The organism is Micromonospora sp. NPDC049559, from assembly GCF_040676675.1.
Taxonomy (GTDB): domain Bacteria; phylum Actinomycetota; class Actinomycetes; order Mycobacteriales; family Micromonosporaceae; genus JBFAPK01.
In genome coordinates, this window is sequence record NZ_JBFAPK010000036.1 from 37,005 (window position 1) to 49,216 (window position 12,212).

Here is a 12,212-nt window from a genome sequence, read left to right on the forward strand (position 1 = left end):
TCGTCTTCCCATGATTGTCGTGAGGGAGCTGACCAAACGGTACGGGCCGACGCTCGCGCTCGACCGGCTGTCGTTCGAGGTCCGGCCGGGAGCCGTGACGGGGTTTCTCGGTCCGAACGGGGCGGGCAAGTCCACCGCCCTCCGCGTCATCCTGGGCCTGCACCACCCGACCTCCGGCGAGGCGCTGGTCGGCGGTCGCCGGTACGACCGGATCCGCCGCCCGATGCGCGAGGTGGGCGCGGTGCTCGACGCCGACGCCGCGCATCCGGGTCGTACGGCCTTCCACCACCTCGCCTGCCTGGCCCGCGCCAACGGCATCGGCGCGGCCCGGGTGACGGCGGTGCTGGAGCGGGTCGGCCTGGCGGGCGTGGCGCACCGGCGGGTGGGCGGGTTCTCGCTCGGCATGCGGCAACGCCTCGGCATCGCCGGTGCGCTGATCGGCGACCCGGCCGTGGTCCTGCTCGACGAGCCGGTCAACGGGCTGGACGCCACCGGCATCCGGTGGATCCGCTCGACCCTCCGGTCGCTGGCCGCGGAGGGCCGCACCGTGCTGCTCTCCAGCCATCTGATGAGCGAGATGGCGCTCACCGTCGACCACGTACTGATCATCGGCCGGGGCCGGCTGATCGGGGAGACCTCGGTGGCGCGGATGCGCGACCGGTTCGCCCGGGACGTGCTCGTACGGTCGCCACGCGCGGACGAGCTCGCCCGCGTCCTCACCGGCCTCGGCGCGGCCGTCACGACCACCGGGGACGGCGCGCTCGTCGCGGTCGGCGTGGACGCGCCCACCATCGGCGACGCCGCCGCGGCGGCGTCGATCCCCGTCCACGGGCTGACGCCGCGCAGCGCCACGCTCGAGGACGTGTACCTGGAGATGACCAGCGGGGCGGTCGAGTACCGGGCCGCCGCGGAGAGGACGGCCCGGCCATGACCACACCGCGGAACCGCCCGGCCACGGCGGCGGAGACCGGCAGCACGGCGGAGACCGGCGACACGGCCACCCCGGAGGTGCCGCGCTTGCGGGTGTTCCGGGACGCGGTGGCCGCCGAGTGGATGAAGCTGCGGACCCTGCGGTCGACGTACGCGTTCGTCGCCGGCGGCGCGGCGGCGACCCTGCTCGGGATGCTCATCCTGTTCCTGCTGGTCCGCGCCTTCGACCAGGCGACCACGGCCGAGCAGGCGAACTACGAGACGGCCGACCCGACCGTGGTGGTCATGCCGTTCGTGGAGTTCTTCCTCGGGTCGATCGGCGCCATGCTGGTCACGAGCGAGTTCACCACGGGCGCCATCGGCCCGGGGCTGCTGGCCGTACCGCAGCGCCGGCTGCTGCTCGGCGCCAAGGCCACGGTCGCCGGCGCGGTGGGCCTGTGCGGCGGGTTGTTGTTCGCGCTGCTCTCCTTCGCCGGGGCGCGCCTGTTGCTCGGCGACCGCCCGGCGCCGCTGAGCCCCTGGCAGAGCTGGACGGACGCGATGCCGACCGTCCTCTGCGCGGCGCTCGTCGTGGCGGTCACCGGCACCGTGGCGCTGGGGCTGGGCGCCGTGCTGCGCTCGACCGCCTCGACGCTGCTGACCCTGGGCGGCCTCGTCCTGGTGGCGCCGGTCTTCGCGCACTTCCTGCCGACGGCGTGGCAGCTGCGTTTCGGTTCGGTCCTGCTGCCGAACCTGACGCCGCAGCTGGCCGGCTCCGACCACCCGTACCTGCTCACGCGGGGCGGCGCGGTCGCCGTGGCGGTCGCGTACGTGGTCGTGGCGCTCGGCGCGGGGGCGCTCAGCTTCGACCGCCGCGACGCCTCCTGACCCGGCGCCTCCCTACCCGGCGGTTTCTGACCCGGCGCCGGGTCAGGCGCGTGGCGTGATTGTGTACGGGTGGAGGTCGGCGGCGACCGAGGCGGTACCGAAGTAGTTGTATCCGATCTGGTAGACGAATCCCTGCTCGCCGACGGCCGCGTCGTCCGTGAACGTGATTCTCAAGGTCGCCGTGTACGCGTCCCCGGGCTGGAGGCTCGGGTAGCCGACGGCGTAGAACCAGTAGTAGCCGTTGGACGGCCCGGCCACCCGGGTCCACTGCGCGCCGTCGAGCCGCTCGACGACGACCTCGGAGGCGTCGCTGGCGCGGAACATGGCCAGGGCCGGCCGCAAAAGCGGGTACGGCAGCGGCGTGGTGTTGGTGAGCGTCGCCGTGACGACGGCCGGGGTCCCCACCGGAAGCCGCTCCGGCCATCCGGCCAGCTCGGCCCGGGGCTCCACCATCGTCATCCGGTCCGGCTCGGGGTCGGTCGCGAACACCGCGCCGGTGGAGCTGTCCAGCGCCTCGGCGTCGACGAGCGCCGTCACCTCGTCGACGTGCGGGGCGGTGCTGGTCGGCCTGGTGGCAACCCGCAGGCGGATCGTCGTGGTCTCGTCGGCGCGCACCGTGAGCAGGTCCGGCGTGGTGGCGACGAGGGTGTCACCCCGGGTCTCGTAACTCATCTGGCGCTGCTGGACACCGAACTCGTAGGTCAGGACCAGCGTGGCGGCGAGCGGTCGCGTGGCGCTGCCGGCCACCGGCGTGACGGTCAACCGCAGCCTCGCGAGGTGGTCGGTGCCGCCGGTGTTCACGACCCGTACCGGAACGTCGATCGGGTTCTGGCCGGCGCCGACGACGGCCGGCGCGGTGGTGTCGACGGACGGGCCGGCGGTGGCCGCACCGGCCGGGTCGGCTGGCAGCGCGACGGCGCTGGTCAGCAGCAGAGCCGCTGTCGCGGCGCGCGAAAGCGAGAAACGCATGTCGGTGAACCCCCGTGACAGTAGGTGCGCTACGGGGGGAGCGTATCGACGCCGGTCGCGGTCCACTACCTCTTGTCGCGTCTCCGTCACCGGCTCGGGGCGCGGGCGGCTCAGGCGGAGGCGTCCTCGTCCCGGGCCGGCGCCGGACTCGCTCCGCCTCCGCTCAGTGGTGACGGCGGGCTCAATGGTGGTACCGGTGCCGCCGGTGGTGGCGGCCGAGAGGCGGGACGGGCATCGGAGGCGGGGCAGGCATCGGGGGCGGGGCCGGTCGGGGCGGAAACGCGACCGGCGGAGGGTAGGGCACGCGCTGGCCGGGCGGCGGCGGATACGGGGCGCCGTACCCGGGCGGCGGGTAGGGCACGCGGTACCCGGGTGGTGGCGAAGGATGAGGAGCGAGCCGGGGGCGCCGCTCCTGGCGGGCCAGCCGGGCGTCCCGGAAGTACCGGGAGGAGGCCGGCAGGGCGAGCAGGACGACGGACCCGATCGTGAGCAGCAACGACGCGCCGGCCAGCGCCCGGGTCACGCCCGCGTACCAGGGGACGGGGTCGTAGACGCCGACCGTGAGCAGCGCGACGTCGAAACAGCCGGCGAGCCCGCCGACGACCCAGGTCAGCACCCGGGCCGGGTTCAGCCCCCGCCCGTCGAGCACGGCCAGCAGCAGGCAGACGGCGCCGAACACGATCGCCAGCAGCGCGAACACGACCAGGCCGAACGCGGCCAGCGCGCCCGCCGCGCCGTCGCCGGCCCGTTCGCTGTGGTACTGGCCGAACTCGGGCACGGCGAAGAACGCGCTGATCGCGGTGACCAGGGCGAGCGCGGCCACCCCGGCGAAGAGGTAGCTCGCCGCGAAGACGGTACCGGGGGCCGCCGGTGACGGCGGGGTGCTGGTGGTGGTGCTCATCGGTCAGGCCCCGCTCGACGTGGTCCGCGCCCGGCGCCGGCGCAGCAGCAGGCCGCCGGCGAGCAGCCAGGCGACGAGGGGCAGCGGCGCGAGCGCGTAGAACAGGGGGTTCGAGGTCGCCGGCGCGGGCCGGGCGAACGCCTCGGCGATGGGCTTGGCGGTGGTGAGGCCGCCCAGCCAGACCTCCCGCCCCTGGCCGACGGGACCGTGCAGCGAGTCGCCGACGGAGGCGGCCAGCGCGGGGTGTTGCCGGGCGAACGCGTCGGCGTCGACCCGGTCACGGTCGACGCGGCTGAAGTCCACCCCGCCGTAGACGAAGGTCTGGGTGTAGACGGTGTTGCCCCTGCGGGTGGTGTGCGGGACCTTGAACTCGCCGTTCTTGTACGACTGGACGTACCGGTCGAAGACGTCGCGCGGGTTCCACGGCTCGCGGGACTGCCAGCGGCTGATGTCGCCCTTGCCGATCAGGTCGGAGTAGGCGGTGCGCTTGGTGGCGCTGCGCTGGCGGAACCACTCGGCGGCAACCCGGCTCGCGTAGACCCGGCGCAGGTCGGCGTACTCGGGGGCGTGGTTCACCGCGTCCTGGACCTGCGGCAGGATCGTCGTGCGGTACAGGGACTCGTTCTGCCGGGTGATGGCCTCGTCCTGGTGGCTGCACCCGCCGATGCCGCCGACGCCCCGGGCCTTGATGACGTCGGACTCCATCTTCACCTGGAGCGGTGCGTCGAGGATGTACAGCTCGTTGCCGTTCTCGCGGACGGTGGCGGTACCGGGCACGATCCACTGCCGCATGGTCATGCACTTGGTGGGGCCTTGCAACGCGTCCCAGTACTTCCGACCGCCGGGCGTGTTCGGGTGGATGAACTTCGCGACCGACTTCTTGAGCGTCAGGTCGGCCTCCAGCAGCACGCGCCCGGCGTCGGTCCGGCCGAACGCGGCGTCGATGATCCGGTCGGGCTCGTCGGGGTTGAGGTTCACCGTGAACGCGGACGGCGGCAGCTCCAGCCAGACGAAGAACGCGTCCGAGGCGAGCCGCGCCGCCCGCCGGCCGCCGAAGGAGCGCTGGTCGGCGGCGGTCAGTTGATCGGCCTTGAAGGCGTACTGCACGCCGGAGCCGTTGTGGTAGGTGTCGGCGACGTAGCGCAGCTCCAGGGTGGAGAAGTCGACGCCGCCCAGGTCCTGGGCCAGCTCGGGGTGGCCGGACTCGGCGGCGAGCTGCTGGTTGACCCGCGCCAGCTCCTCCGCCTCCGCCGGGGTGTCCGGGGAATCGGCGAACTCGTCGAGCGCCGCGCCCTGGGTGCCGCGCTGGTCCGGCGCGCGTAGCACGTCGGCGGCGTTGCCCGCCGGTCCGGGTTGCGGATCGCCGCCGGACGGACCACCGGTACCGGCGCCGCCGGCCTCGCCGTCGTCGCCCGGGTTGACGAGGTTCTTCAGCGCGGGCACCACGAGGTGCGACAGGCCGGCGTCGCGCAGCTTCGTCTTGGCGGTCTCGCTCGGTTCGACGGCGAAGAGGTACACCAGCGTACGGGGGTTGGGCTTGCCCTTTTCGAGTGCCACGAACTGCTTGTCCCGCGCCAGTTCGCCGTCGTCGACGCCCTTGCCCGACTTGATCTCGTAGAAGAGGCCGAGCTCCTCGTTGGCCAGGTCGTAGTAGCGGTTGACCTCCGGGACGTGCACCTCGGAGCGCCAGCCGTGGTTGGCGCCGAGCCGCAGCCGCTTGGCGACGTGCAGCACGTACGCCTTGCCCTGGTTGTCGTTGCCCTGCGCGGGAATGTAGGTCCGCAGCCAGCTCCGCCACGGCAGCGGCCGGCTGGTCTGCTTGCCCGCCGCCTGCTCGGCGGCCTTGCGCTGCTTGTACTCCAGCCACCGCTTCTGGCAGTGCTCCCAGGTGCCCGCCTTCTCGGCCTCCGGGCTCAGCGCCGCGAGCTGCGCCGCCACGTCGTCGGGTGGCGGCTCGTCGGTGTGGGATCGCAGCGCCTCGGCCGGGTTCTGGTAGTCGTAGCGCTGGCGCGGCCCGGGGTCGGCCGGGTTGCTGCCGCCCGGCAGGGTGTCCGGGTCCGGCGCCGGCCCCCTGACGTCGGGCAGCGGGATCGGCTGCGGCGCCGCCGGGGCCGGGCTCGGCCAGCCGATCGCACCAACCGGTACCGCCAGCGACAGCACGGCCAAGAGCGCGAGCACCGGACGAAGCCTCTTCACCACCCGACTCCCCTCATCGGACACCGCCGTAGGGTCAATGTATCGGCCCGGGCAAATGCGAGAGCGGCCTCACGCCAGCCGCTCGGCCAGCCCGCGCAGCAGGCCGGGCTCCCGCCGCGCGAGTACGCCCTTGAGCAGTACGAACGGCACGACCGTCCGCCCGTTCGGCACCGGCTGCTCCAGGAACGGCCGGCCGACGAACATGTTCTCCGGATCCGGCTCGCCGGGGTGGTAGCGCCAGCGCGCGGACAGCACCGGCCGGAAGACCTCGCCGAGGTACCAGGACGCGCCCTCGGCGAACTCCGCCCGCGCCGCCAACTCCTCGGGAGCCGGCACGAGCCGGAGCAGCACCTCCTCCAGTTCGTCCAGCGAGGCCACGGAGAAGTCCCAGCGTTCCGGCCGCGGGGCGTACTCGGTCAGCCAGGCCGCGAAGCCAGCCTTCCGTTCGGCCAGCCAGGCGTCGAGCTCGGCCGGCGGCTCCGCCGCCGGCTCCGGGTCCAGTCCGGGGGTCGGCTCCTTGCGGGGCCGCCAGCCGGGATCCGTGGCCCGCCGCCGCGTCACCGCCAGTTCCAGCGCCCGGTACGCCCGCCCGAACTCGTCGCCGTCGCGATTCGCCAGCGCCCGCTCGACGAGGTCGGCCGGGCAGATCGGCGGCAGGTCCAGCTCCGGATCGGGGAGGACGAGGGGCAGCCCACGCGACGTCTCCCAGCCCCAGCGTCCGCCGGCCGTCGTCAGCAGCGCCTCGCCGAGGTAGCCGGAGACCCGCTGGCGGAAGTCGGGGGTCGGTACGGCGCGGGCCAGCACCTCCGCCTCCAGCCGGGCCAGGGAGTCCGGTGAGTAGTCCCACTCCCGCCCCTGCGGAAGTTCGAGGTCCAGCAGCCCGGCGATCCGGGGCTGCATGCTCTCCAGCCACTCTTCCAGCGGCTCCATGGTTTCCTCCCGGCCCGCGCGGTATCGGACGACGTCGACCTTTGCGGATTGTCGCAGAAGGGAGGGCGGACTCAGGCGAACCGGCGCCGGGCGGCGATCGCGAGCGCCAGGAGGACGAGCCCGGCGGTCGGCGCCAGCGCGAAGGCGGCGGCGGCGCCCAGGCCGTCGGCGGCGCGGCCGGCGAGGGACGCCGCGAGTGCCGAGCCGGCCGCGCTGGCGGAGTTGTTCCAGGTGAACGCCGCGGTGAGGACCGTCCTGCGCACGGACCGCTCGGTGAGGACGTTCAGCAGGACGAGCGTGGGCGGTACCGCCGCCTCCGTCGCCACCATGGCCGCGCCGAGCCAGGTCGCGGACGGTGCGAGGGGAAGCAGCAGCGCCGTACCGGTCAGGTACGCGGTGGCGACGACGAGTTGACGATGCGCCGGGGCGCGGCGCCGACGCCGCCCGTAGAGCCAGCCGGAGAGCAGCCCGCCGAGGCTGGCGGCGGCGGTGATCGGCGCGGCCGCCTCGGGCAGGCCGTGTCCGACGGCGAAGGCGCTCACCGAGACGCCCATCGTGCCGAAGTAGAGCCCGATGGCCAGGTTGAGCGTGGCGAGCAGGAGGAAGTCCGGTCGCAGCAGCGTACGTCCGACCTGGGCGCCGTCGGTGTGCCCATTGGCGGGCCGGGGCGCGGTACGGCCCTGGGCGGCCAGCGCGGCTCCGCCGCCCAGGATCAGCGCCGCGGCGATGGCACTGGACAGGGCCGCCCGGTCGACCGCGCCCAGCGCGCTGACCAGGACGGGCCCCAGCAGGAAGGCGGTGGCGTTGGCCAACGACTCCAGGGAGAACGCGGCGGGCAGTTCACCGGTCCGCTCGCGCAGCAGGTGGACCCAGCGGGCCGCGGAGAGGGCGCCGAGTTGGGGAAGCGCCGCACCCGCGCAGGTGGCGGCGGCGACCAGCGCGGCCGACGAGGTGGCGGCCAGGACACCGACGATGGCGGTGCCGTGGGCGAGCAGGGAGAACGGCAGGACGCGGGGCTGGCCGAACCGGTCGACCAGCCGCGCCAGGTACGGGCCGACCAGGGCCTCGGCGAGGGCGAACCCGGCGGTGGCGAGGCCCGCCGTGCCGTACGAGGCGGTGCGGGCGTGTACCAGCCAGAGCAGGCCGAGGCCGGTCATCGCGATGCCGACGCGGCCCACGGCGGCGGCGAGGAAGAAGGCGGCGGCACCGGGGGTGCGCAGCAACGGACGGTAGCCGGATGCGGCAGACGACATGAGCGGTCCTTCGTCGCCGGTCAGGGCGGGCCACCCCGGGTCGCCGGCGCCGGACGCCCCGCGAGGGGTGTCGAGGAAATCAGGGGGGCGACCCGTGGCCCGCCAGGGACTCCAGCCGCGGCAGGACGGGACGCGCGCCCTCGCCGCCACCCCGGTCACCAGGCGGAGAAGAGTTGGGTCCGGGCCGAGGCGGGACCGAACGACTGGGAGGACGATAACAGCACGGAACGGGGTCCGCGCGGACACGGCGGACGCGGTGGAGGCGGTGCCCGCGGTCCGGTCAGTCCCCGCCCGGACGGCCCGCCACGAGCGGTCGCGGCACCGCGGCACCCAGCTCCGGTCGCAGCACCGACCGTTCGAAGAAGACGTCGTCCCACGGTTCGCACAGCTCGCGGTAGCGGGCCGCCTCGGCATCGCTGTGGAACGTCGCCAACTGGGTGACGATCAGCGCGTCGAGATGCCGGCCGGTCGGGGAGATCGCGCTGCTCGCGACGAGGGCGTCGTCGCGCCGCAGGCGTACGCTGCGCACGAGGTCGGCGGCGGTGCCGGCGCCGGCCAGGAGCGCGAGCAGCGAGCGGAAGTAGTGCGCGTCGGGGTTGTCGCCCCCGTCGAGCGCGTCCAGCTCGGCGCAGTGGTGGTCGACCGCCCGGGGACGCCCCAGCGCCACCAGCCGCTGACAGGAGAGGCTGAGCGCGCGGCGGTAGTAGGCGCGCGCGTCGTACCGGTCGCCGGTGGCGGTACGGGTCCGCGCCAGCTCCCCCAGCGCGGCGCAGAGTTCCCCGATCCGCGCGCCGTCGAGGGTCGGCAGCGGGTCGCGGAGCTGGTGGAACAGCCACCGCGGATTGTCCGGGTCGCTCGCCCGGGCCGCCTCCAGCAGGGCCAGGTTCCGCGCCAGCCTGCCCTTGGCCTCGGCGATCCGCCGGTCGTCGCCGTCGTGCAGCAGGTCGATGTCCAGGCTCACCAGGCCGACCGGATTCTCCTCGTCGCCCGGCAGCACGGGGTACTCGTGCACCGGCCCGCGGAAACGGATCGGGCTCTCCGCACGGAGAATGCGCGGGCGCTCCTCGTCGAACTCGCCGCTCTGCGCGTCGTAGATCTTCGGGGCGAACGTCAGGCGGGAGAGGCCGGCGAGGCCGTCCAGTGACGAGAGGCAAGCGCGGAGCTGTTCCGTGGAGCGCTCGGTCAGCCATTCGTCGGCGTCGACGAAGACCACCCAGCCGGAACCGACGGTCTCGATCGCGAAGTTCCGCACGTCCGCGAAGGAGTCCGGCCACCGGCATTGGACCAACCGGACGCCCGAGCCGCGGTAGCGGCCGACGATATCGGTCGTCGCGTCCACGGAACCGGTATCGATCACGAGGATGTCGTCGAAGCCGCCGCCCACGAGGCTGTCCAGACAACGGGCGATGCAGCGCTCTTCGTCCCGGGCCAACACGACAATGCTCACCCGCGCCCGCGCGCCGCCGTCGGTGGGAGTCAGCTGCGTGAGCGGCGGGAACAGTCTGCGTACCCACGCGTTGGGGCGGACAGACTGATCATGATCGAATGCGTGGCCCCTCATGCGACGGCCTCTCCTACTGATGCGCTCGGTCACCCGCGGCGTCCTGCTAGCCGGGAGGTACGGAAAACCGCAGCCGATACTGTAATGCGCGAAGCGGAAGCAATGTATGAGGCCCACGCCCGCGCTTGCCGCGGACGTTATCGCGTACGCCTTTCAAAGGGCTTTCGAGGGCTGGAGATATTTTCGGCCGTCCTCGCGCGCAGCACGGCGCACGTCATTTCCACCGCCGCGACGTCACCGCTTCGGGCGTCCGACGCGGCGGGCGGGCGGCGGTTCGGCGCGGGCGAGCCGGGCGAGGCGGGCCGGGCTCGGCCAGCGCACGTCGTGGACGAGACCGAGCCGCTCCAGGACCCGGATCAGCCGGGCGGAGATGTCGATCTGGCCCGGCCGTACGCCGTGCCGGGCGCACGTCGGGTCGGCGTGGTGGAGGTTGTGCCAGGACTCCCCCATGCTCAGGATCGCCAGCGGCCAGAAGTTCGCCGACCTGTCCCGCGTGGCGAACGGCCGCTCGCCGATCATGTGACAGATCGAGTTGACCGACCAGGTGACGTGGTGCAACAGCGCGATCCGGACCAGACCGGCCCAGAAGAAGGCCGTCACCGCCCCCCACCAGCCTCCGGTGAGCACTCCACCGAGGACGGCCGGCAGCAGCAGCGTGGCGACGGTCAGCGGCCCGAACAGCCGCTGGACCAGCCGGAGGTCCCGGTCGGCCAACAGGTCCGGGGCGAACCGCTGCTGGTTGGTCAGATCACGGTCGAGTAGCCAACCCATGTGGGCGTGCCAGAAGCCGCGTGCCAGCGCCGCCGGTGAGGTCCCGAAGAGCCACGGCGAGTGCGGGTCGCCCTCCCGGTCGGCGAAGGCGTGGTGGCGGCGGTGGTCGGCGACCCAGTGCAGCACCGGCCCCTGCACCGCCATGCTCCCCAGCACCGCCAGCGCGATCCGCACCCCACGGCCCGCCTTGAAGGCGCCGTGGGTGAAGTACCGGTGGAAGCCGACGGTCACGCCGAGACAGGTCACCACGTAGAAGAACGCGGCGAGGCCGACGTCGACCCAACCGAGCCCCCACCCCCAGGCGACCGGTACGGCGACCAGCAACGCCAGCAGCGGTACCACCACGAAGGCGTAGACCGACACGTGCGCCAGGAGCGGACGTCTCCCGCCGAGCAGGGGTTTCGGACCGGGTACGGTCCCGTCGGGCATGGTCGGCCGGGTAACGGTATCGGCCATCACGTCACCTTCGCTTCGCGGCGGTTACGGCGGACGCTAGCCGTCGGTCGCGTACGGCACCGCGCCATTCGACGAACCCTGGTGGGGCGGTACGTGAACGCACCGCTGCCGGCTCAACGGCCGGCGACCTTCCGCATCGTCGCCCGACTCGGCGCCTTCTCGGGTACGTACACCCGCCCGGCCTTGCGGCTGCCGCCGGTCGCCCGCTTGGCGGCCGTCTTCCGGGCGGCGGCCGACTCGCCCGTCCTGCGGGTCGCCGTCGACTTCGCGGTGGTCGCCTTCCGCGCCGGCGCCTTCTTGGCGTTCGCCGCCGCGGGAGCCTTCTTGGCGGGAGCCTTCTTGGCGGGCGTACCCGCCTTCGCCGTCGGCCGCCGGGCCGGCCCCTTGGCGACGCTCACGGCGGCCTCCCGCTTCACCGCGGCGGCGGTCCGCTTCGCCGTCACGGCCTGCTTCGTCGGTGCGCTCTTGGCCCCCGCGCGCTTCCGGGTACCGCTGGTTCCGACGGCCCGGCGGGCGGCCGTCTTCTTCGCTTGGGCCATCGGGGCTTCCTCCTCGCGGAACGTGCGCTCGGGGACGGTCACCGGAGAGCCGGAGCGGGCCGTCGCCTCGGCGAAGGTCCAACCCCCTCTACGGTAGGCCCGCTCCATCCCCCCGACCGGCGAATACGCGATGTCGCACGGGATCCGGTGGCGCCACGCGGGCGGGTAGATTGCGCCGATGCGGATCGCCGTTCTCGGACCACCCGGCGCGGAGAGGGGGACGGTCGCCGGCCTCGTCGCCGGCCGGCTCGGGGTCCCCCCGGTCAGACTGGCCGATGCCTACGCGGCCGGGCTCCGGCATGGAACTCCGGCCGCGACCGAGGCCAAGCGCCACATGGACAGCGGTCGGCTCGTGCCCGACGAGGTGGTCCTCGCAATCGTCCGCGAACACCTGGCCGGATTGGCGGGCGCCGGTTTCGTCCTGGACGGCCTCCCGCGCGGACCGGTCCGGGCGGGGCCGCTCGACGCCCTGCTCGCCGACCTGGGCGCGCCCCTCGACCGGGTTGTCGACCTGGTCCTCTCCGACGCCGAGGTGGTACGGCGTCTGGGCGGTCGCCGTACCTGTCGCGGCTGCGACGCGCGCTGGCACGTGGAGTTCGATCCTCCGAGCCGGCCCGGTCGCTGCGACCGGTGCGGGAGCGGGCTGTTCCAGCGCGACAACGACCAGCCCGAACGCGTACACATCGGGCTGGAGTCCTACCGACCCATGGCGGAGCCGGTGCTCGACCACTATCGGTCGCGGGGGACGTTGCTGTCCGTCGACGCGACCCTCCCGGTGGAGGAGATCGCCGCCCGGGCGACGGCCTGAGCGGCGGCCCCGGCCTGCCGTCTCCCCCCCC

General features: G+C 73.7%; 11 protein-coding genes. 3 read left to right on the forward strand and 8 right to left on the reverse strand.

All coding sequences use genetic code 11. The features are described 5' to 3' along the window. Positions 1 to 10 precede the first annotated feature (10 nt). Positions 11 to 931, forward strand: coding sequence for an ATP-binding cassette domain-containing protein (locus AB0J86_RS30240; protein WP_363861048.1), 921 nt, complete (start codon positions 11 to 13; stop codon positions 929 to 931). Continuing rightward, positions 928 to 1,797 carry an ABC transporter permease gene (locus AB0J86_RS30245; RefSeq protein WP_363861049.1) on the forward strand — a complete coding sequence of 290 codons (870 nt, stop codon included), beginning with the start codon at positions 928 to 930 and terminating at the stop codon, positions 1,795 to 1,797. Before AB0J86_RS30240 ends, AB0J86_RS30245 begins: the two co-directional genes overlap by 4 nt. Before the next feature lie 42 nt (positions 1,798 to 1,839). Here the strand turns inward: AB0J86_RS30245 and AB0J86_RS30250 are convergent, their stop codons facing one another. From AB0J86_RS30250 to AB0J86_RS30285, 8 genes are all read right to left on the reverse strand, one after another. After that, positions 1,840 to 2,766 carry a hypothetical protein gene (locus AB0J86_RS30250; RefSeq protein WP_363861050.1) on the reverse strand — a complete coding sequence of 309 codons (927 nt, stop codon included), beginning with the start codon at positions 2,764 to 2,766 and terminating at the stop codon, positions 1,840 to 1,842. A gap of 181 nt (positions 2,767 to 2,947) precedes the next feature. Further along, positions 2,948 to 3,667 (reverse strand): hypothetical protein, encoded by a 720-nt coding sequence (locus AB0J86_RS30255; protein ID WP_363861051.1) that lies wholly within the window; start codon positions 3,665 to 3,667, stop codon positions 2,948 to 2,950. 3 nt (positions 3,668 to 3,670) lie between these two features. Then, entirely contained in the window at positions 3,671 to 5,863 is a 2,193-nt protein-coding gene (locus AB0J86_RS30260; RefSeq protein WP_363861052.1) for a hypothetical protein, read from the reverse strand. Positions 5,864 to 5,932: 69 nt separating this feature from the next. Beyond that, complete coding sequence (locus tag AB0J86_RS30265) at positions 5,933 to 6,793, reverse strand: hypothetical protein (protein WP_363861053.1); 861 nt, start codon at positions 6,791 to 6,793, stop codon at positions 5,933 to 5,935. A gap of 71 nt (positions 6,794 to 6,864) precedes the next feature. After that, a complete protein-coding gene (locus tag AB0J86_RS30270) occupies positions 6,865 to 8,046 on the reverse strand; it encodes an MFS transporter (RefSeq protein WP_363861054.1) in 1,182 nt (393 codons plus the stop codon). A 280-nt stretch (positions 8,047 to 8,326) separates the two neighbouring features. After that, positions 8,327 to 9,607 carry a glycosyltransferase gene (locus AB0J86_RS30275; protein WP_363861055.1) on the reverse strand — a complete coding sequence of 427 codons (1,281 nt, stop codon included), beginning with the start codon at positions 9,605 to 9,607 and terminating at the stop codon, positions 8,327 to 8,329. A gap of 234 nt (positions 9,608 to 9,841) precedes the next feature. Continuing rightward, positions 9,842 to 10,834 carry an acyl-CoA desaturase gene (locus AB0J86_RS30280; protein ID WP_363861056.1) on the reverse strand — a complete coding sequence of 331 codons (993 nt, stop codon included), beginning with the start codon at positions 10,832 to 10,834 and terminating at the stop codon, positions 9,842 to 9,844. A gap of 113 nt (positions 10,835 to 10,947) precedes the next feature. Further along, complete coding sequence (locus AB0J86_RS30285) at positions 10,948 to 11,373, reverse strand: hypothetical protein (protein WP_363861057.1); 426 nt, start codon at positions 11,371 to 11,373, stop codon at positions 10,948 to 10,950. Between the two features lie 178 nt (positions 11,374 to 11,551). Between AB0J86_RS30285 and AB0J86_RS30290 the strand changes: the two genes are divergently transcribed. Beyond that, positions 11,552 to 12,181: a nucleoside monophosphate kinase gene (locus tag AB0J86_RS30290; RefSeq protein WP_363861058.1), complete on the forward strand. Its 630-nt coding sequence runs from the start codon at positions 11,552 to 11,554 to the stop codon at positions 12,179 to 12,181. Positions 12,182 to 12,212: the final 31 nt, after the last annotated feature.

Coding starts and splice junctions, on each gene's coding strand:
- AB0J86_RS30250 (WP_363861050.1), bottom strand. CDS start 2,766: ATGCGTTTCTCGCTTTCGCGCGCCGCGACAGCGGCTCTGCTGCTGACC.
- AB0J86_RS30285 (WP_363861057.1), bottom strand. CDS start 11,373: ATGGCCCAAGCGAAGAAGACGGCCGCCCGCCGGGCCGTCGGAACCAGC.
- AB0J86_RS30255 (WP_363861051.1), bottom strand. CDS start 3,667: ATGAGCACCACCACCAGCACCCCGCCGTCACCGGCGGCCCCCGGTACC.
- AB0J86_RS30280 (WP_363861056.1), bottom strand. CDS start 10,834: ATGGCCGATACCGTTACCCGGCCGACCATGCCCGACGGGACCGTACCC.
- AB0J86_RS30265 (WP_363861053.1), bottom strand. CDS start 6,793: ATGGAGCCGCTGGAAGAGTGGCTGGAGAGCATGCAGCCCCGGATCGCC.
- AB0J86_RS30245 (WP_363861049.1), top strand. CDS start 928: ATGACCACACCGCGGAACCGCCCGGCCACGGCGGCGGAGACCGGCAGC.
- AB0J86_RS30240 (WP_363861048.1), top strand. CDS start 11: ATGATTGTCGTGAGGGAGCTGACCAAACGGTACGGGCCGACGCTCGCG.
- AB0J86_RS30275 (WP_363861055.1), bottom strand. CDS start 9,607: ATGAGGGGCCACGCATTCGATCATGATCAGTCTGTCCGCCCCAACGCG.
- AB0J86_RS30270 (WP_363861054.1), bottom strand. CDS start 8,046: ATGTCGTCTGCCGCATCCGGCTACCGTCCGTTGCTGCGCACCCCCGGT.
- AB0J86_RS30290 (WP_363861058.1), top strand. CDS start 11,552: ATGCGGATCGCCGTTCTCGGACCACCCGGCGCGGAGAGGGGGACGGTC.